The sequence below is a fragment of the Streptomyces stelliscabiei genome, assembly GCF_014873495.1.
Lineage (GTDB): Bacteria > Actinomycetota > Actinomycetes > Streptomycetales > Streptomycetaceae > Streptomyces > Streptomyces bottropensis.
Map to the genome: position 1 here is coordinate 32452 of NZ_JADBGF010000002.1, position 17787 is coordinate 50238.

At 69.9% G+C, this 17787-nt stretch carries 18 protein-coding genes; 3 read left to right on the forward strand and 15 right to left on the reverse strand.

Annotation, left to right across the window (positions count from 1 at the left end; all coding sequences use genetic code 11):
- Positions 1 to 217: 217 nt before the first annotated feature.
- From H4687_RS45260 to H4687_RS45270, 3 genes are all read right to left on the reverse strand, one after another.
- Entirely contained in the window at positions 218 to 484 is a 267-nt protein-coding gene (locus H4687_RS45260) for a hypothetical protein (protein WP_046916108.1), read from the reverse strand.
- A gap of 138 nt (positions 485 to 622) precedes the next feature.
- Positions 623 to 826, reverse strand: a complete 204-nt coding sequence (locus tag H4687_RS45265) for a cold-shock protein (RefSeq protein WP_046916109.1) — start codon at positions 824 to 826, stop codon at positions 623 to 625.
- A 239-nt stretch (positions 827 to 1065) separates the two neighbouring features.
- Entirely contained in the window at positions 1066 to 2151 is a 1086-nt protein-coding gene (locus tag H4687_RS45270; RefSeq protein ID WP_046916110.1) for a replication-relaxation family protein, read from the reverse strand.
- A gap of 300 nt (positions 2152 to 2451) precedes the next feature.
- On the opposite strand from H4687_RS45270, the gene H4687_RS45275 reads away from it, so the two are divergent.
- A complete protein-coding gene (locus H4687_RS45275; RefSeq protein ID WP_046916111.1) occupies positions 2452 to 2880 on the forward strand; it encodes a hypothetical protein in 429 nt (142 codons plus the stop codon).
- Positions 2881 to 3899: 1019 nt separating this feature from the next.
- Here H4687_RS45275 and H4687_RS45280 read toward each other — a convergent pair.
- Positions 3900 to 5882, reverse strand: a complete 1983-nt coding sequence (locus H4687_RS45280; protein WP_050399371.1) for a helix-turn-helix domain-containing protein — start codon at positions 5880 to 5882, stop codon at positions 3900 to 3902.
- 370 nt (positions 5883 to 6252) lie between these two features.
- Here H4687_RS45280 and H4687_RS45285 point away from each other — a divergent pair, with 370 nt between their 5' ends.
- Positions 6253 to 7464 (forward strand): hypothetical protein, encoded by a 1212-nt coding sequence (locus H4687_RS45285; protein WP_046915010.1) that lies wholly within the window; start codon positions 6253 to 6255, stop codon positions 7462 to 7464.
- A 546-nt stretch (positions 7465 to 8010) separates the two neighbouring features.
- Here the strand turns inward: H4687_RS45285 and H4687_RS45290 are convergent.
- Positions 8011 to 8742 carry a hypothetical protein gene (locus H4687_RS45290; RefSeq protein ID WP_046915009.1) on the reverse strand — a complete coding sequence of 244 codons (732 nt, stop codon included), beginning with the start codon at positions 8740 to 8742 and terminating at the stop codon, positions 8011 to 8013.
- Positions 8743 to 8846: 104 nt separating this feature from the next.
- Positions 8847 to 10751 (reverse strand): MobF family relaxase, encoded by a 1905-nt coding sequence (gene mobF / locus H4687_RS45295; RefSeq protein WP_078907563.1) that lies wholly within the window; start codon positions 10749 to 10751, stop codon positions 8847 to 8849.
- Positions 10752 to 11195: 444 nt separating this feature from the next.
- Between mobF and H4687_RS45300 the strand changes: the two genes are divergently transcribed.
- Positions 11196 to 11756: a hypothetical protein gene (locus tag H4687_RS45300; protein ID WP_046915008.1), complete on the forward strand. Its 561-nt coding sequence runs from the start codon at positions 11196 to 11198 to the stop codon at positions 11754 to 11756.
- A 245-nt stretch (positions 11757 to 12001) separates the two neighbouring features.
- Here the strand turns inward: H4687_RS45300 and H4687_RS45305 are convergent, their stop codons facing one another.
- The 9 genes from H4687_RS45305 to H4687_RS45345 all read right to left on the reverse strand — a co-directional run bounded on the left by H4687_RS45305 (position 12002) and on the right by H4687_RS45345 (position 17782).
- Positions 12002 to 12934 (reverse strand): ParB/RepB/Spo0J family partition protein, encoded by a 933-nt coding sequence (locus H4687_RS45305; protein WP_046915007.1) that lies wholly within the window; start codon positions 12932 to 12934, stop codon positions 12002 to 12004.
- Positions 12931 to 14136 carry a ParA family protein gene (locus H4687_RS45310; RefSeq protein WP_046915015.1) on the reverse strand — a complete coding sequence of 402 codons (1206 nt, stop codon included), beginning with the start codon at positions 14134 to 14136 and terminating at the stop codon, positions 12931 to 12933. Before H4687_RS45310 ends, H4687_RS45305 begins: the two co-directional genes overlap by 4 nt.
- A 253-nt stretch (positions 14137 to 14389) precedes the next feature.
- Complete coding sequence (locus H4687_RS45315; protein ID WP_046915006.1) at positions 14390 to 14917, reverse strand: hypothetical protein; 528 nt, start codon at positions 14915 to 14917, stop codon at positions 14390 to 14392.
- Positions 14914 to 15582 (reverse strand): hypothetical protein, encoded by a 669-nt coding sequence (locus tag H4687_RS45320; protein ID WP_046915005.1) that lies wholly within the window; start codon positions 15580 to 15582, stop codon positions 14914 to 14916. Before H4687_RS45320 ends, H4687_RS45315 begins: the two co-directional genes overlap by 4 nt.
- On the reverse strand, positions 15579 to 16022 hold the full coding sequence (locus H4687_RS45325) for a RapZ C-terminal domain-containing protein (RefSeq protein ID WP_078907522.1): 444 nt from the start codon (positions 16020 to 16022) through the stop codon (positions 15579 to 15581). Before H4687_RS45325 ends, H4687_RS45320 begins: the two co-directional genes overlap by 4 nt.
- Before the next feature lie 94 nt (positions 16023 to 16116).
- The gene (locus H4687_RS45330; protein WP_046915004.1) at positions 16117 to 16299 is read right to left on the reverse strand and encodes a hypothetical protein; all 183 of its coding nucleotides are present in this window, start codon (positions 16297 to 16299) and stop codon (positions 16117 to 16119) included.
- Positions 16299 to 16769: a hypothetical protein gene (locus H4687_RS45335; RefSeq protein ID WP_046915003.1), complete on the reverse strand. Its 471-nt coding sequence runs from the start codon at positions 16767 to 16769 to the stop codon at positions 16299 to 16301. Before H4687_RS45335 ends, H4687_RS45330 begins: the two co-directional genes overlap by 1 nt.
- Positions 16769 to 17596: an Lsr2 family DNA-binding protein gene (locus H4687_RS45340; RefSeq protein ID WP_046915002.1), complete on the reverse strand. Its 828-nt coding sequence runs from the start codon at positions 17594 to 17596 to the stop codon at positions 16769 to 16771. The genes H4687_RS45335 and H4687_RS45340 overlap by 1 nt, the downstream gene beginning before the upstream one ends.
- 12 nt (positions 17597 to 17608) lie before the next feature.
- A complete protein-coding gene (locus H4687_RS45345; protein ID WP_167358664.1) occupies positions 17609 to 17782 on the reverse strand; it encodes a hypothetical protein in 174 nt (57 codons plus the stop codon).
- Positions 17783 to 17787: the final 5 nt, after the last annotated feature.

The window sequence follows — 17787 nt, forward strand, 5'->3', positions numbered from 1 at the left end:
GCCTCAACGACCTGGGCGTCGACTACGACAGCAGACCGCCCCGACGATCGCGGCGGCCGCGAGAGCGGCGGCGGACAGGCGGCGGGCGGTCACCGTGCCCTCCCAGCCTAAAAGCACCACCGGCACCAGGCACCCGAGCAGCAGCTGCCCGCCATCACCGACGTCAGGGCACCAGCGCGCTGACCTGCCGTGGTCGGCCTGATGGTCGGGGCTGCGGTCAGGGGGCGTCGCCGGAGTAGTACAGGCGGCAGCTCACGCCCGGGCCCAGTGCGCGCGGCTCGCCGGGGCGCGGGTCGTACAGGGCGCGGCCACCGGGCCACCGCGTCAGCTCGGTAGACAGGGCCACGCCGTCGTCGACTTCCTCGGTCCGCCAGCCGTGGATGTCCAGCAGCAGACCGTCCAGCGGCCCGCCCACCAGTGCGGCGTACGTCTGCCACGGCAGCGGGCCGGGCCGGCCCCGCAGCAGCTGCTCGTCTCCGTTCATCCGGCCAGCCTTCCAGCCGCCACCGACAAGGAGGTACGGGCGGCGCGCCCGGCCTGAGCGGGATGCTGTTGACGAATCCGGGGCTGCGCCCTGCCCCATCGGCCCGCGGATGGAGCAGAGCACAGACAGAACGAGGGGTTACAGGGGGCGAACCATTTCCGCTTGTGGACCCTTCGAGCCCTGGGTGACCTCGAACTCCACCCGCTGGTTCTCTTCCAGGCTTTTGTAGCCATTGGTCTGGATGGCTGCGGATTCCACGTACAGGTCTGCGCCGCCATCATCCTGGCTGATGAAGCCATACCCCTTGTCGAGGTTGAACCACTTCACAACGCCTGTTGCCATCAGTGCCGTCCCTCGTTCGGTGCCACGGTGCGATCTGGACGCCCCGACCGCAGCCCAACCGAGCAGGCTTCGGCACTTGCACCTTTTCCTCCCGCCGCGGCGAAATCCGCCCTCCTACCTGGGGCTCACCCATGGGGATGAACTTCGTCGCGTTACGGCTCCGGTCTACGGGAGCCGTAACGCGCCCAGCAGGCAGGCAATTCGCCACCAGCACCGGGTGGAGGCCGGGCCCGCGGCGCTCACCGTGCCTTCGGCAGCATGGCCAGGGCGAGGCGGTCCTCGCCGTGGCCGACGACCCGCCACACCGGCTGGTCGGGCCCCTGCCCGGTCAGCTGCGCCAGGGTCGTGGTCGCCACGGTGAGCCGGTAATTCACGCCCGAGACGTGGCGGGCGCGCTCATGGAAGACGGCCTCCCTCGTTGCCGGGGCCGCACGGCGCGGGGCCGGGGCGAAGACGAACAGCACCGGCGGGAACGGCCGGTCCAGGGACGGCCCGGCGTAGGTCTCCTGCCAGTGGCTGCGCGGGGCCCGGGCGGCGTTGCCGCGTCCGGACGGCGGCGCGTTGCGGTAGGCGTCGTAGCGCTCCAGCTTGGCGAGAAGGCGGGCGTAGGACATGGTGCGGTCGATCTCCACGAACGCGCTGGAGCCGCCTGCCAGGAGCACCACGCCGTCGGGCACCAGGTTCCCGGCCGGGGTGGGGTGGGCGACTTCCACCTGCCAGTCGGCGTGGTCGGCCACCTCCGCCTGGTGGAAGGCGACGACGGTGTCGACCAGCGCGAGGCCGTGTTCCCGCAGGCCCGTCTTGCTGGCGGCGATGCGCTTCCCGGTGGTCCGGCCGGCCGTCGGCGCGAGTTCACCGGAGGCGGCGGCTTCGGCGAGGCCCGCCGGGGTGCAGTACCAGTAGCTCTGCTGGGCGCGGTGGGTCCGGCCGACCAGAGCGGGGGATTCGGCGAGCAGGTTGCGCAGCGCGCGACGGACGTGGTCGGTGTCCTGCTGGTGGGCCAGCAGCAGCGCCTTGAGCTGGCGGGGTGTGGCCAGGCGCAGCTGAGCGAGGGTGAGCAGGACCTCGCCGCGGATCTCCGCTCCGGCCTTCGCCGCCGCCTTGCGGGCCCGGGACGCTTCTCCAGGTACATCAGTAGTAGGAGAAGAGGAGTTGCAACCGGCCGGGGCGGGTGAATCGGGCGTCTGATCAGCGACAACGGTCAGACGGCGGCTCGGGGCTGCGGGGCTGGGAGCGGGGCTCGCCACAGGGCTCGGAGCGGGGCTCGCCGTCGCAGCGGTGTCCGCCGGGGCCGGCGGAGTGTGCGGGGCGGGTGCGGTGGTCATCGCGTCCTCGGAGTTCTCCGGCCGTACGTGGCCGGATCGGTGACAGGTCCGGCCCGCACGCGAAGTGGTGCGGGCCGGGGCCACCGTGCGAAGCCACCCCTTGTCCGCGACCTGACGATCACCGCCGGTCGGCGTCCGCTTTCACCTGGTTGACCCGATAGACCAACGGGTTTGTCCGTGATCGACGTCACGAGCACCGCCCCGCCCAGCTCTGGAATCTATCCACAGGCAAGTGCCTGCACCGTAGGGCGACCGGCCGGGCGCAACAGGCGCCCGGTGTGCGAACAGTGAGGAAGCGTCATGGAGACGACGACGTCGAAGCTGCCCGAGCTCGCCCCGGAGCAGATCGCGCGGGCCACCGACTACATAGAGCTGGTCTGGCGGCCCCAGGGCAGCGAGCAGGACCAGGCCGCGCTGGCTGAGTTCCACGCCGACGGCCTCGAGCTGGCGCTGCTGATGGGTGAGTTCGGCGCGCTGCTGCTGGCCGACTACATCAGCGTCGTGCCCGATGAGCACACCGACTGCGACGCCGGGCACGTCCTCGGGAACCTGGTGGCCGTCACGAGCCGGTACCTGAGGCGCTGGTGCCACGCGGGCGGCGGGGCACAGGCCGCCTACATCGCGGCAGTGTTCCTGATCGAGTGCATGCAGGATGTCGACCAGGTCCACCAGTTCCTCGTCGACATCCGCGGCAACGTCGGCGCCGGGTACGGGCAGGCCGCGACCTGAGCGGAGCGGAAGCCGGTGCAGCGCCCGGGGAGGGAGATTTCTCCTCCCTCGGGCGCTGTCCCGTTCGGGCGGGATGTCGCACGTAGCGAACCCGGTCAAGGAACGATGCACCAGCCCGGCCCCGGCGATGGACATCGGATACTGCGCGCTCCCCCACTGCGATGTCGTGCAGTCCCGGCCGATGTCGTACATCGAGTGGAGTCCACTGCCCGGGCATCGGGTGCGGTGGCGCCCACCGAGTGGGGTCCACTCCGCACGATGTCGTCCACTCCCGGCCGGTGGCGCGCACCGGCGGTGCGCGCGTCGCCCATCGCCGGTGCGGTGGTGCGCACCCGGTGCGGAGCGGCGGTGCGCACCGCCGGCGCGGCGGCGGGGATGGTGCGCGCACCGTCCGTACCTGGCGCGTATCGCGGCGCGCGGCGCGCGCGGAGTGGCGCGCGATGCCGCCGCCAAGAGGAGTCGGATCGAGCCGAGTTCCTATATCACACAGCCCCTTGTCCGCCGTCCGGCCAAAGTCCCGAATATGCACCTGGGGCCCGCGCACGTGTGGCAGGTCACACGAAATGGGTTCGAGGGCGGGTCCGGCAGGTGCGCACCGCATCCACGGCCGGGCGGTGCGCACCTGCCCAGGCAGGCGATGCGCTCGGTGCGCGCACCGAGGATGTGGTGCGCGCGCCAGAGGCCACCGGGGCGCGCACCCTCACCTCCGTGCGCGCACCAGGAGTGCGGCGGCCGGGGAGTGTGGCGCACCATGATGCGCACCGGTGCGGCGGCGGGAGTGCACGGCATCATCGGTGCGCGCACAATGCCGTGCATCGTCATGCTGGTGCCTGCGATGCAATGGATGCCGGGATGTTCCACTCCCCACCGGCGAGTGCTCACCAGAGTGGAGTCCACTTCCACCCGATGCGCACCACGGTGGACTCCACTCTCCGGCCGCTGCATCGTCGGGCTGCACGCCGGACGCCTGGCGAGGTCCGCCGTGTCCGCTCTGGAAGGGGCGCACCCTCATGCGGACGTTAGGAGTCCTTGGAGACGACCACGCTTTGCGACGCGATCGATCGCAGGTTGAGGCCTCGCATCGCCAGGACCGACGCCAGCCCCCATGCGACCGTGGCGAGGCCGGCTGCTACCTGACGGGCGGACCCCGGCGTGCCCGACCACACCATGAAGACGGTGATGGCACCCCACACGACCCAGGTCGTCCGCGCGCCGAAGCCGCCGAACAGGAAGCTCATCAGCAGCAACGCCGCGCCGCTGGCGACCCACAGCAGATGTAGCGAGGTGACGGGTAGGGGCAGCCCGGCGGAGTGCTCGGTCAGATAGGCGTGGACCGGGTCGTCAATCGTCGCGACGACATCGTTCCAGTGCCAGCCAGCCGGCGTATGCCACGTGCGAGCCGTGTGCGACACAGTGCTGGTCAACACCCCGACTGCGGCGATGCCGACCAGGCTGACCGAGAGCAGGACGACCAGCTTGATCCAGATGACGCTCTCGCTCCAGCCGCCCGTCAGTGAGTCCCCGACTTCCTGGCGCCGCGCCTCAAGCCATTCCGGATCGCTCACGACGACCGGTGACGTCATCCCCAGTGCGGCCGTCGGCGCGCGATGCGTATTGGGCGGAGCCTTGAAGTCCGCGCCCAGTTCCCCAAGAGCCTCCTGCACCAGGAGGACAACGCGCCGGTCGTGACCGAAGACCGCGTACATGGCGCAGGCGGCAGTCGCCGGCAGCAGCGGAAACAGCCACCAAGCGCTCCACTCCACCGAGCATTCCACGCTCAACGCGGCGCCGGTCGCGGCGAGTCCGGCGACCAGACACCGCCCCACCCGTACAGCTATGGCCTGCGAGCTGACCGTAATGGGCCGGGGCATCGGCTCACGGCGGAAGCCGGAGCGGACCGCCGGCCATAGCTGAGCCAGCGGGCTCCACGGATCACTGACGAAGCCGATGCCGACCAGCATCAGCAGGTCGATCATGATCGTCCAGCCGTCCGCTCCGGACCTGGTGGCCGCCAGGTGCAGCGCTGCTGCGGACATCATCGCCAGGCACCCCAAGGCGCGTCCCAGCAGATGGCAGGCGGTCCGCAGTCGATCGATGCTTTGGGCCGCTGACCGACCCGGCTTGACCAAACTCCACTCATCGCTGACCGCGTCCCGCCGCTGCTGGCCGTCGTTAAGGAACCCTTGTGCGGCGCTCAAAGCCTTGTCGAAGTCGGCGCGGAAGAATGCCTCCTGTAGCTCTTCCGGCATCGGCGGCAGCCCGGGCTCTTCGGCCGAGGCGACGGACCGGCGCGACTGGGCGAGTTGCTCCTCCAGTTCGTCACTTCGCTTGCGCAGTCGAGTCAGGAGAACCTCGGTCTCGTCCCGGCTGGTACGGGCCCGGCGCAGCTCCCGCTGCGCCGCATCTAACTGTTCGGTGAGCTGGCCAAGACGTGCCTCGTTCTCCTCGTTCTCCTCGTCGTACTGGTCTTGGAGAGTCGTTACCTGCTGTCGCAAATCGGCGGTGAACCGGCTGAGGCTCAGCACCAGCTGCTGGGTACGACCCCGCTCTTCCATCAGTTCCTGGTTGCGCTCGTGGGCCTGCGCGAGTTGATCGTGGGCTTTGGCGGCCTGGTCCTGGGCGGTGGCCGCGACACTGGCCAAAGCCGTCCCTGATGGATCGGCGTCCGCTGTCGCCCGCGGGGAGGGAAGCTCTGGGGTGGCCTTCGGCCGCTGGGCAGCAACAAACAGGCGTAAGGCTTCCCCCATGCAGACCGGTTGCTGGCGGGGAGGGGTGACGTAGGTGACCAGTTTGTTCACGAAGGCCTGAGGAGGCACGACCTCGCCGTTCAGGAACGAGGAGATGGTGGTCCTTCCGTAGCCGGTCGGCTCCTCCAGGTCCCGCTGCGTCTTGCCCGCCCGTTTCACCAGGCCCCGCAGGTACTTCGCCAGCTCGACGCTCTCGGGCGTCGCGTCCTTGTGAAACCCGCCGTATCCCCGGCCGCCCGACTTCTTCTCTGCCATGACCTCTCCCCGCCACCCGGCTCTCCCCTGCCGTACACCGATGATCAGCGTACGGACAGTCAGAACCTGGCGACAGAGCGCGATTAGAGGTTGTCCGGCCGAAGTCGTATGTCCGGGCCAGTCCGGCCATGTCCGGCCGCCACCTGCGCAAACACGACCGGACAACTGACGGACAACTCCAGCTGGGCAAGTCTCGTTTCAGTGCCGTCCCCCAACCCTGGAGTCGTTCTTCATGCCCCGCTCAGTCGCCCCCGCCCGCACCACGCCGTCCAACCCCCGCCGCACCGGGGCCCGCACCGCAGGGACCGGACAGCTGACGATCCCCACAAAACGATCACGCTGCGGCCGCTCGCGCAGCAGTCTGCCCCGCATGAGCGAACTCGCGATCGACACCGGCGACGGCGGCCGCGTCATCGACCTGAGCCGCGAACGAGACGCCGCCGACCGACTGCCCCGGGGCAAGGCCGGCGGACGCTACCGCTGCTGCTCCTGCGGAGCGAAGCTGATATTCACCGGCCCGGCCACCCCCGGCTCCGGCTTCACACCCCGGTTCCGCCACGACGGCAGCGCCCCCGGCAGCGACCGGTGCGGCGCACCGGCCCCCCACCAGGCCGACGTCCAGGCCGACCTCACCGTCATCCTCGACCTGCGCGACCAGCTGGTGCGCGCCCTGCCCGGCGCGACCATCTGCCTCCAGATCGACCCCCAACTCGCCGGGCAGCGCTGGGAACTGCCCCCCGCCCTCATCGTCCGCCGCGGCGACGACGTGGTCATCATCGAACGGCCGCGCCGCCTGCTGACCACACCCGTCGTCGACACCCGCCTGAAGACCGTGCGCACCCAGCACGGCGAGCGCGCAACGCACTGGTGGTTCTTCGACCGCGACGACGTCCTGCACTACGACGCGGCCGGCACTGTCAAGGTCCGCCCGCACGGCAAGCCGGACACCCACCACAAGGTGCGCCCCACTCCCGTCCAACGGCAGATCATCCAGGCGGGCGCAGCGGTCTGCTGGATCGCCAAGGACACCGTCCTCATCCCCTACGGCGGCCACCCCGGCACCTACCCCGTCCTCGAGGGCGAGGACTGGAGCGGCGAGATGGCGTCCTGGTCGAAGGATTGGAAGATCTCCCACCCTTACCCTGCCGACGGCGCCGCCTGGTGGGGCCTGGTCCCCCAGCAACTGCTCGCCCTCGGACAGCACACCGGATTCCGCCCGGCCCCTGCCTTCCGCCTGATGACCGCTCTGGAGAATGTCCAGCACGGCCGCGAAGCCCACCGCCGACGCCTCGCCCGGGAGCACGCCCAGAGCCAGGAGGACCACCCCGTCACCGCGGCGGCCGACCTACTCCTCCTCGAAGTGCCGGCAGACGACGCAGCGTCGACGGATGACGTACCGCCCCCGCTGGCACCCCCGGTGCCGACGGAGCCGCTGGCCGACACGGCCACGGCGGCCGCCACGCACCCACCGGTCCCGCCGCGCCCCACCCAGCCGCCGTCGACGACATCCCTCCCCCGCATCCGTTCCAAGGGCCGACGGTTCAGCTGGCGACATCTGCTACCGCGGCGCTGGCGGCGCTGACCCAGCGCGGTGTGTCGTGCCCGTACGCGGAAGGGCGCCCGCTCCTGGGGGAGTCGGGCGCCCTTCAACCTGATCTTGTCGTCCTACCGCTCGCCGTCCTGATCCTCTGACGGCGTCGGCGCAGGCGCGCGGACCGCCACGGGTTCGGCCGGTCACCGGAGTACAGCCTCGATCGGCGCCGGACCGGCGGCGGCTTCGGGGACCGGTACAGCGCCGCGACGCGCAGCCTGGACGCGTCGATCAGCTGCGCCAGGTGCTCCAGTTGCTTCGGCGAGAGGTATGGCGGGGCCGGGTCGACCATCGGGGCCTCCGTGCTTCTGTAAGTCGCTCCCCGCACCTTCGCCGGTCCCCGCCGCGTCCAGGACGTGCGCTGCGACCGTCTCCCGACAGGTGACCCGGCGACTTCGCCGGCCGTCCCGCAGGGTGGGGCGCACGCTTCTCCGGCATTGAGGCATGCACAGGGGCGCCCCACGGACGGCTGGTGATGCTGTTGGTTAACCAACAGCATCACGGCTGGTCCGTGGGGCGCCCCGCTGGGTGCGCCGGTCAGCTCTCCAGCATGGCCTGGAGGTCGCTCAGCGACAGCTCGTTCGTGCCGCGGTCCGCCGCACTGCTCTGCGTCCAGGCGACGATCGCCGGGTGCGCATCCTCGTACGGGGTGCCGGCGGGCGTGGTCCCTCCGTTGTTGCGGGCGATCTGGGTGAGGTAGGCGGCCAGGGCGTGCGGGCCGCCGCCGCTGTAGCCGATGTTGTAACCGAGGGCGTGCTTCTGCGGCAGGATCGACAGGTCCCCCTTGTCGGTCCGGGCCCAGAACAGGCCGCGGCCGGTGATGAAGCTGCTGAAGATGTCGTCGGGGCGCAGTTCGAGCGGGGCGTACGTCTTGTAGCTCCACTGGTCCGTGTCGCCGGTGCCCACATGCTTGAAGTGCTCGCCCACGACGGGCAGCCCGAACTGGGGGTCGTAGAAGGCCCGGCGGCAGGTACAGCCCGATCCAGAGATAGCCGCCGGGCTGTTCTGGTCCTCCGTGACGCACGGGTGGAACAGGGACGGGATCTTCGTCGGCTCCACGAGCGTGCAGTGCATCGCGTTCGGCTCGCAGCGCTCCAGCCTGCTCAGCCACTCCTGGAAGTGAGGCGTCACGGTCTGGGACGCCTCGATGTCCAGCTCGGCGTTCAGCGACGACGAAGCGATGCCAAGGCGGGCCTCGGTGTAGAGCACGAAGTGCAGGTAGCCCGTGGTCGGGTCGGTCAGGTTCAGGTCGACTGGTTCGAAGGTCAAGGTTCCTCCCGTGCCGGGTGCCAACGCCCGATTCTCAGTCCGGTCCGACGGGCCTCGCGGGTGAAGTCGTAGATCGGCCACCCGCTGGCCGATCTACATCCCCGTCAGTGGTTGGGGCCCGTTCCCCTGCCCTGATCGGGCTGCGCCGTGTGGTGGTGCTGCTCGTGCTCCTGGCGGCGCGGGTCGGCCGCCGGGATGGCCGGGATGGCCGGGGCGGGGAGCTCCGGGTCTTCGAATGCGCGGCGGCGGGCGTCGGCCGCGCGAGTGATGGCGGCGAACCGTTCGAGATTCTTCGGTGTGCGCATCCACGTCGCCGGGTCGGTCGTGCGGCCCTCCAGGTACTCCTCTGGCATCGCGGCCTGCTGGTGGGCCTGGACGGCGGCGGCCTGCTGCGCCGGAGTGAAGGCGGCGTCCCGGTCCGGGTGGTCGACGGCGTGCGGAGCCGCCTGGTCATGGTTTGGGTCACCGGTGCGCGCGGTGGCCGACGCGGTCGCGGCCGGCCTTCCGTCCCGCGCGGCGGAAAGGATCCGGGCGTCGCGCATCGCGTTCTGCAAGGCGAGGCTGGCGACCCGGGCCCGCTCGTACCGGCTCGACTCCCGGGGCGGCTTGCCCTCGGTCCCGGCGATCCACCACCGGTGCGGCCAGGCGAAATCGGCGGTGTAGGTGAGCTGGTCGGGGGCCGGGGCGCGGCGGCCGGGTTGGGGGACGGTGAGCTGGCGGGAGTGGCGGGTCAGGGCGCGGTTGGCGATGTAGTCGTCCAGGCCGTGTGTGAACCCGCGGCCGCGCAGCGTCTCCAGCAGGTGCCGGCGGGCTTCGGCCAGGACGTGGCGACGGGCGAAGGTACGGCGCACGGTGAAGACGACCGCGGCGACGTCGACGGCGGCGAGCGCAACGTCGACCCGCTCGCCCACCCGGTCCCGGATCACCGCACCGGCCGCGCGGCACCGCTCCAGCAGCCCGTCGACCATCGCCTTGCCGAAGCGCAGGATCGCGGACGCACGCCACCACGCGAGCAGCTGCTCCAGCGGCTTGGGGGTCTTCTTCTCCCGGCGGGTGTCCTGCGCCGCCCACCAGGCGAGTCCGTTGCGGGCGCGTTCGTCGGGCAGCCGCCCGTGCTTCTTCACGTACCGGTCGGTGATGCCCTCCAGGGCCGCGTCGATCTGCTCGCGGCGGGTGGACGACCAGTCGATGAGGTCCTGGTCCACCCCGGCTATCTCCATGACGGGACGCAGGCCCACTGTCACCTCCCGGGGCACGGTCGCCAGCCCGAGCTCCTCACACACCTCGGTGGTCATCGTGAGGGTGTAGAGCGTCCCGGCGGCCACGATGTGCTGGTAGAGGCGGACCGTGTCGAGGGCGTTCCAGGTGCCGTCCGGGCGCTGTGCCCGATTCAGGATCAGGCAGTGGTCATGAAGTAGTGGGAAACCGTCGCGGTTGTCGAAGTGCCTCCACCGGGCGACCACCAGGGCCGATGCCTTCGCGCGCTTCCTACCGGACGCCCACCGGACCTCCGCGACCTCATCCTCCAGCCAGCCCAGGCTCGCGGCGATGGCCCGCTCGTGCGCCCGCTCGATGACCCGGCGGGTCCTCTTGTCCCCCAGCGCCCACAGCACGATCAGGGACGCCTGCGGGCGGAAGACGAAGTCGAGGGCGAGCAACGGGGTCTGCTTGCGTGCCTCGATCTCCTCGATCGGCTGCCCGAGGACGGTGGCCAGCCGTGCCGTCTCCGGGTCGGCGCCGTCGTCCAGGAGCTCGCGCTCCATGCGGTCGGCGTCCGGGTGCCGACCCATCCCGAACAGGAGCTCCATCTGCCGCTCCGTCACCGTCTCCCCGGCGGTGAGCCCGAGCGCGGACAGACCGCGCCCCATCCACACCCCGGGCGGGAGGCCGGCTTTCTCTTGGGCGCCCTTCATCGGCTGACGGGCCGGACGACGGCCGTCTCCGAAGGCAACCCCACGCACGTAGTACCGCCAGGCATTTCGCCTCTGCACTTTCGCAACACTGATCATGCAGGCAGCGAACACCCGCTCTGACCTGCGAAAAAGCCCGATCCCGTGGGGCGGGAGAGTTCACCGGAACTTCACGGCCGATCCCGCCGGGCGGGCATCTGCGCCGACATGGCGCCCGCCTGGCGAACAGCGTCCGGGGCCATGTAAATGCTGCGCGCCAGCCTTGCTTGTTGGGGTGCTTACCCGGTAAGCACCCCAACCCTCGGTTGTCGTACGACGCCGCCGTCCCGGACCGAAGCGGGCCCGACTCGCCGTGACCCATGCGGCATCAGCTCGTTGAGGTCGCTGGTGCCGCCTGACGCTGCCGCGACGGTGCCCGGCTGAGATTTTTCCGGCCCATGACCGGAGGATTTGTAGGCCCTAGACGCGCCGCGTCATCGCAGCAGAGGGTTCGTGGCTAGCCACTGTCCGCGCAGAGTCATGGGATCGCGCACGAGGACCACGATGGCATCGCACGCACGTAAGAACGCCGCGCGACGGCAGGAAAGTCTCACTGGGGTGAACCGTCGGGCAGCGCTGCAGGACATCCGCAACACTCTCCCGCCCACTCCGCAGGCCCGAACCGCGGCAAGGGTGCCAAGCAGCGAGGCAAACGCGACGGTGGTACCGGGTGAGCTGATCGCTCTCGTCCAGGACTTTGTTCGCTGGGGCCAGCGACATCTGGATGACGCCGTCCGCGCGGCACACCAGCACATCGAAAAGCCGGGGGATTGGCACCGTCTGGTGCTCTACGCCCTCACTGACGCCCTCGCTTACAACTTCCTGCTGGTCGGGGCGCTTGCCGGGTATCTCCAGGAGCAAGGACTGGACGCGGACCTGCTGCGCCGTCATCTGCAGTCTCCTGACCCTGACCGCTACGTCAACCAGGAAGCACTTGATCTGCTGGCCGGGCTGATGGGCAGGCCCGTGCCTGAAGGCCAGCGAGAGCCCACCTGGCAGTTCGTCGGCAGGCAGATCGCTGAGTGCGGCGTGCAGGGGGAAGACCGCCGGCAAACGCGGGAGTGAGAACGGAGTCGTTGCTGTCCCGATGCATCGATGGCCTTTATCGCCTCGCCCGGCGCCACAACTTCCACCAGCACCTGCACGCCGGCTGGGTCCTGGCCCTGGCCCTCACGGTGAGGGGCGGCAGCCGAATTCTTTCGGCTGCCGCCCCTCACTGTTTTGGCGGTTCGGCGTCTGCAGCTTCCCTAGGTGCTTACCGGGTAAGCACCTGTTGATCTTGCTGTCCTCGCGCTGGCCAACCCCGATCCTTAGCTGAGGAGCAGCTCAGCCAGTTCCTCGACCTGCTGGGGGGTGAGGCGTCGCTTCAGGTCTGTGGCCAGGGCCATCAGGTTCTCTTCCGGGGCCGTGCCGTCGGGAGGGCTGGCAGCCTTGCTTTGAGGAGCAATGGCTGTGGATGCCGTAGGAGTGCTTACCGGGTAAGCACTCCTCGGCTTCCGTGCAGACTCGCTCTTCTGCTTCGCTCGCTGCACCAGCGCTTCTTCAGCGGCGCTCTGCTGCTGCTGTTCAGGGAGCTGGCCGACCGTGCGGGCAACCTTCACAGGAAGCGTCTTGTCCTCGAGGGCCTTCTTCAGCTCCGGGGTGAGTTTCAGAAGGGCGAGGCGCTGGGTGACCCAGCCACTGGACTTCCCCAGCGCCCGGGCCACCGCCCGCTGTGAACCATGCACTTCAACGAGCCGCTCAAGTGCCTTGGCCTCGTCGAGCGGTTCCAGGTCTTCGTGCTGGACAGCGGCAGTGAGGGCTGTCTCCAGCAGAGTGTCGGCGTCATGGGCAAGGGCGTCGTCGACGTAGACGGGGACATCGTCCAGGCCCGCGAGCTTGGCGCCGGCGAGGCGGCGGTTGCCGTCGACGACGACAAACTCCGCTGACGTCAGGTCCTCGGCATGGTCGGGGTGTGCTGCCAGGAAGGCTTCGCAGGTGACAACAGTGAGGGGCTGGATGACGCCCTTACTCGCGAGGCTGTCCGCCATCTCTTCTATGGCCGCGAAGGTGACGCGGGGGTTGTAGGGGTTCGGGGTCAGGCTGCCGACGGGGACCCGGGGTGTCTGAGGCGAGCTGTCCCCTGCGGCCGAAGGCGCAGGGGCTTGTCCGGAGAAGGCAGCGAAACTGGCGGCGCGACTGCTCATTGGCTGGGCAACGGCGTCGAACGTGGCGGAGCCTCCGAGGGAGTCGGCCTTGCTCATGTCAGTCTCCTGGCGATCTCACGCATGTGGTGGGCCTGGTCGGATTCGGGGGAGTAAGCGAGCAGTCCTCTCTGGAGCCGGACTGCTTCACGCTGTTCCTTCAAGTCGCCGATGACTGCGAGAACAGGCGGTGTCCCGAGGCTCTTCCACTTGTCCAGCGAAGAGGTCGCGATGTAGCCGCGGCGAGAGTCGTACTTGTTGACTACGAGCCCGAGTTGTTCTACCTCAATGTCGTAGTCGGCGGTGAGGGACACGACTTGGCTGATGAGCATGCCGTATGCCTGCGCGGAGGTGTCCTCGGCTTCGACGGGGATGACCAGGCCAGAGGAGCCCGGCTTTTCAGCGTCGCGGCGCCGGCCGTAGTAGATGGCAGCGTCCATAGCCAGGCCCAGGCTGGGCGGAGAATCGATGACGATGACATCGAAGTCCTCTTCCAGCGGGGCCAGGGCTCGTTCGAGCGCCGCGTGCCGGGGGCCGCGGAACATGGTGAGGCCGGAGTCGAGTAGGAAGGCATCGAACGCTGCAGGCAGGATGCGCAGTCGGTCGCCGAAGCGTGCTTCGTCTATGGCGACGGTGAGATCGATCAGGGGAGTGCGCACCTGCTCCCTGTTGAGCATGTGCGTGATCAGACTTTCCCCGCCGGCTGGGATGGCTTTAAGGCCAAGCTGGTGGGAGAGGTGCCCTTGGGGGTCGTAGTCGACCATGAGGACACGGAGTCCCAGCCGGGCTGCCCACCGGGCGAGGTCTTGCGGGCTGCTGGTCTTATCTGTCCACTGCTTGGGGTCTTCCGCCAGCGCCTGGGCGAGGCCGGCTGTGACGGCGGTCTTGCCTACGCCGCCCTTCTGGTTACAGACGACGATGCGCCGCGTTGGCGTGCTCTCACCGACGGCCGGGTTCTGCTCAAGCCAGAGAGCAACCGCCTGGGCAAGGCCCTGAATGTAGGAAACACCGCGGGTTGCGCAGTCCCGTTTGAACGCGTCGTAGAGACCTTCGGGTAGCCACGTGCCGAATGACTCGGCTCCTGCCGTATCGACTGTGGGGAGCGGCCCCGGGTGGACACGCCATGCCTGGATGCCGTCTGTGACGGCGTCCTGCACGTCCGTACTGAGCTGCGCTGCCCGGACTTTGAGGGTTTGTCGGAGAGATGCGGGCAGCTTCGATACAAGCTTCTCCCGCTCACCTCCCGATGTCGGAGATGCCATGCGCGGCAGCATACTGCCACGCATGATTGGAAGCGGGCAGACGAGACGCACATTTCACTCGTCTTGGCGTTAGTTCCTGCTTGTTGGGGTGCTTACCCGGTAAGCACCCCAACCCTCGGTTGTCGTACGACGCCGCCGTCCCGGACCGAAGCGGGCCCGACTCGCCGTACGGGCCCCGAAACGCAAAACGGCCCGTACCCCCGCCGCAGTGCTTCGCGGGGGAGTACGGGCCGTGGCGTGCCACTCGTACAGGTCAGGCTGCCCAGGTCGCCGGCGCGACTTCGTCAGGGTTGGGGATGCCAGCTGCGGTCACCGGGGCGGCCGGATGCCGCATGGCGGTGATCGGGACGGCGCCGGGCCCGGTGTCGGCTGCCCAGACCATCCGCCAGGTGTCGTCCCATTCGCAGCCACAGCCATGGTCCGGGTGGTTGTGCCGTAAGAAGACGCCTTGGGTGTGGACTGCGCGCGGGATACGGGGGATGAGCGCCGAGGGGTCGTCGCCCGGGTAGAGGTGCAGGGTCCGCCAGCTGTGGACCCTGTCCATGTACGCGGCGGCGGCCTCGATGATGTCCGTCCACCGCTGGTGGCCGAGGACGATGAACCTGTCCGGGTGCGGCCGGTCGTCGTTCGGGGCTCCGATGCCAGCGACGTACAGCCCGCCGTAGATGACAAACCCGTTGTCGGCCGCGTCCTGGCCCTGGGGGGTCCAGATCGCTTCGGCGGGGACGGTCGTGCCGTCGTCGGCCTCGCTGGTCTCGATCTCGTACAGGGCCGTGGTCATGCCGACACCTCTCGGGCGATGGCGGCCGCCAGGAGCACGGTGGCGTCCGTCTCGTACGGGTTGTCGTAGCTCTCGTGGTCGCTGACGTCGAACGGCGCGGCCTTCGCGGTGACCGTGAATCCGGGGACGATGGTGGCCGCCTTGCCCGCCAGCTCGGTGTTGAGGCGGTCGGCGTCGCGGGAAGCGAGCCAGGTCTGGAAGTAGGGGCCGATACGGAGCAGCGTGTAGCCGGTGCCGTCGCTGCGGCGTGCTTCGACGTGGACGCCGTAGTTCGCCGGGGCCATGCCGACGTCGTCGGGGAGGTCCCGGCCCGCCGCGGCGTGGGTGAGCGGCTCGTAGGCCGGATTCCACGCACCGAGGATCGTGGTCGTCTCGCAGCGCAGCCACCCCAGTTTCCGGTAGCGGGCGCCGTAGGGCGCGTACGAGCCGCCGGGGTGTTGCAGGGCGACGGCGATGATGTCGGGTCCGTGGTCGTCACCCGGGCGCGGGTGAGCGCGCTCTACGAACGGGCCGACCCGGACGGCGAGGTCCTGGCATTGGCCGGGGGTCCAGGGCTGCGGGTCGCGCAGGGCGGCGAGCAGTGCGCGGAACTGGTCGACGGCGGCCCTGTCCTCGGGGCTGAGGGCGCCGGGCGCGTGGCCGCAGCGGCGGAAGAGACGCTTCATCGGGCGGCCTCCTGCGTGGAGCTGGGGTGGGCGGTGCCGTTAGCGGGCGTCTTGAGCACGCGCGGCAGATGGACGTGGAGGTGTTCGACGTCGACCCGGCGGCCGCGGGCGCGGAGTTCGCGTGCAAGCAGCTCGGTGATGCCGGCTGCCCTGTGCTTGCCGCCTGCGCACCCGATGGCGATGCGGCGGGGGCCGGCGGGGAGGTCGGCGTAGTCCGCGAGGTTGGCGAGCAGCTCACGGGCGCCGGGGGTGTTCAGGACGACGTCCTGGACGCGGGGGTGGAGGCCGTCCAGGTCGAGGATGTCGCGGGCGGCGGCAGGGTCACGGAACCGGTCGCGGACGTCCTCGATCCGGTCGGCGGCGGGCGGGACGGGCTGGCCGTCCGGGCCGGTGGGCAGGTGCAGGTAGCCGAACGAGATCAGGCGGATCGTGTGGCGCACGAAGGGACCTCCGGAGTGCTGGTGAAGGACAGGAACGACGGGAGCGCCGCGCCCGGCCGGGAAGGTCGGGCGCGGCGCTCGGTGGTGTCGGGTGCTACTGGGTGGGTGCGTTGGTGACCACGAGGAACTGGTCGCTGGGCAGGTCCATCACGACCTGGGCGTCCGTTCCCTGGGCGCGCTGGGTGGCGGCGTACTCTTCCGCCGGCCACGAGCCGCGGGGGCTTCCGGCGGGGAACCGTTCCAGGATGGTGCGGGACTGCTCGCTGGTCGTGGCCATCAGGCGTCACCGCCGTTCACGCGCTCGTGGATGTCGATCAGGGTGGCGATGGCGTCGGGGTTGTCGGCCAGGCCGACCCACTGCCCGAGGGCGGTGAAGACGGGCACGGCGTCGGTGTCGGCGTCGAACACCACGACGTAGTCGCCGTACCTGTCGAGGACCATCTCTTGCAGCGCCCGCGCCGGTGCGGTGGCCAGGACTTCCAAGGCGTCGACGGTGAGCCGTGCAGGATCCGCCGGGCTGGCGGGCTGAGTGAGGAATCCCGCGACGTGCAGCAGGTCGCCGGGCTGTATCTCGGTGAGCAGCGCGTTCGCGATGCGGGGCTCTTCGGTCGTGCAGGAGAACACCGTGTCGTCCGCGGGGTCGTCGGTGGGTGAAGTGATCAGCTCGAACTGGGCGGTTCCTGGCCGGGTGCCGGGGGAGGGGACGGCGTAGAGGAACCCGTCGACCGTGAGGGGCTTGGTGTCCATCAGCTCGCCTCCACCAGGTTGGTGGCGCGGTGGGCGGCGTCGTACGCGTCCATGACGGCCTTGGCCGGATTGCCCTTGTCGGCGACCTGGTGGCCGTTGGCGCGCGCCCACGTTCGGATCGCGGCCAGTTGCTCCTTGCTGCGCTTGGTGCTGGCCGCCGGTGCGGGGGTGACGACGGTGGGGGCCGTGGGGCGGCCGCCGGCCTTCACCGCGCGCAGTGTCTCCTGTGCCTGCTCCAGCTCCGCCTTGAGCTTGGCGACGCGCTCTTCGGCCTCGCGCTGAGCGTCGTCGGTCTCGCGACGTGCGGTCAGCTCGTAGAGGTCACTGCGGATCCGGGCGGCCTTGTTACGGATCACGGCGGCCGGGTGGTTCTTCGCCCATGAGAGCAGGGCCTCGATCCCGTCGCTGTCCACCGGAGTGTCGGTGGAGAGGGCGGCCGCCTGTGTGGCGTCGGTGTCCTGGGTGGGGGCGTCCTGGTCGGTGTGCTGGAGGGCTTCGGCCAGTTCGCTCTCCGACAGTCCGAGGGTCTCGCGGACGTGGTCGGGGCTGTCGCCGTTCTTCAGCATGGAGGCGGCGGTGGCGGTGTAGGCGGTGGCGGGCATTGGGTCTCCGGTCGTCGGGGTGTCGGGGGTGGTGAGGTGTGGGAGCAGGCGTACGAGGTCGTCTTCGGCGCAGGGCAGTCCGAGCGCTCCCAGGAGGTCGGCGAGGTCGTCCTTGTCGCGGGCGTGGTGGGCGACCACCAGGGAGGCGGCGGTGCTCTGGCTGCTGCCGATCGGGGTGAGTTCGAGGGCCTCGGCTTCGAGGGCCTCTTTCATGTCGGTGAACATGACCGGGTCCTCCTACGCGGCGGTGGTGCGGGGCTTGCGCTGCGCGAGGTCCAGGAGCTCGCGGTTGCGCTTCTTCTGGGCGTCGGTGAGCGGCCGAGCCTGCGCGCCGTGGCGGTGCCAGAGCGGGGACGCGGGCGGCTCGGGGTAGGCGAGGGCGTGGTCGACGTCGCGTTGGGTGCTGCTCATGGAAG

Bases quoted from the DNA above. Each gene is read 5' to 3' on its own strand.
- H4687_RS45305 (WP_046915007.1), bottom strand. From the start codon at position 12,934: ATGAGCAAGGCCGACTCCCTCGGAGGCTCCGCCACGTTCGACGCCGTT.
- H4687_RS45270 (WP_046916110.1), bottom strand. From the start codon at position 2,151: ATGACCACCGCACCCGCCCCGCACACTCCGCCGGCCCCGGCGGACACC.
- H4687_RS45340 (WP_046915002.1), bottom strand. From the start codon at position 17,596: ATGTTCACCGACATGAAAGAGGCCCTCGAAGCCGAGGCCCTCGAACTC.
- mobF (WP_078907563.1), bottom strand. From the start codon at position 10,751: ATGATCAGTGTTGCGAAAGTGCAGAGGCGAAATGCCTGGCGGTACTAC.
- H4687_RS45335 (WP_046915003.1), bottom strand. From the start codon at position 16,769: ATGGACACCAAGCCCCTCACGGTCGACGGGTTCCTCTACGCCGTCCCC.
- H4687_RS45320 (WP_046915005.1), bottom strand. From the start codon at position 15,582: ATGAAGCGTCTCTTCCGCCGCTGCGGCCACGCGCCCGGCGCCCTCAGC.
- H4687_RS45315 (WP_046915006.1), bottom strand. From the start codon at position 14,917: ATGACCACGGCCCTGTACGAGATCGAGACCAGCGAGGCCGACGACGGC.
- H4687_RS45345 (WP_167358664.1), bottom strand. From the start codon at position 17,782: ATGAGCAGCACCCAACGCGACGTCGACCACGCCCTCGCCTACCCCGAG.
- H4687_RS45280 (WP_050399371.1), bottom strand. From the start codon at position 5,882: ATGGCAGAGAAGAAGTCGGGCGGCCGGGGATACGGCGGGTTTCACAAG.
- H4687_RS45310 (WP_046915015.1), bottom strand. From the start codon at position 14,136: ATGGCATCTCCGACATCGGGAGGTGAGCGGGAGAAGCTTGTATCGAAG.
- H4687_RS45300 (WP_046915008.1), top strand. From the start codon at position 11,196: ATGGCATCGCACGCACGTAAGAACGCCGCGCGACGGCAGGAAAGTCTC.
- H4687_RS45260 (WP_046916108.1), bottom strand. From the start codon at position 484: ATGAACGGAGACGAGCAGCTGCTGCGGGGCCGGCCCGGCCCGCTGCCG.
- H4687_RS45330 (WP_046915004.1), bottom strand. From the start codon at position 16,299: ATGGCCACGACCAGCGAGCAGTCCCGCACCATCCTGGAACGGTTCCCC.
- H4687_RS45285 (WP_046915010.1), top strand. From the start codon at position 6,253: ATGAGCGAACTCGCGATCGACACCGGCGACGGCGGCCGCGTCATCGAC.
- H4687_RS45265 (WP_046916109.1), bottom strand. From the start codon at position 826: ATGGCAACAGGCGTTGTGAAGTGGTTCAACCTCGACAAGGGGTATGGC.
- H4687_RS45275 (WP_046916111.1), top strand. From the start codon at position 2,452: ATGGAGACGACGACGTCGAAGCTGCCCGAGCTCGCCCCGGAGCAGATC.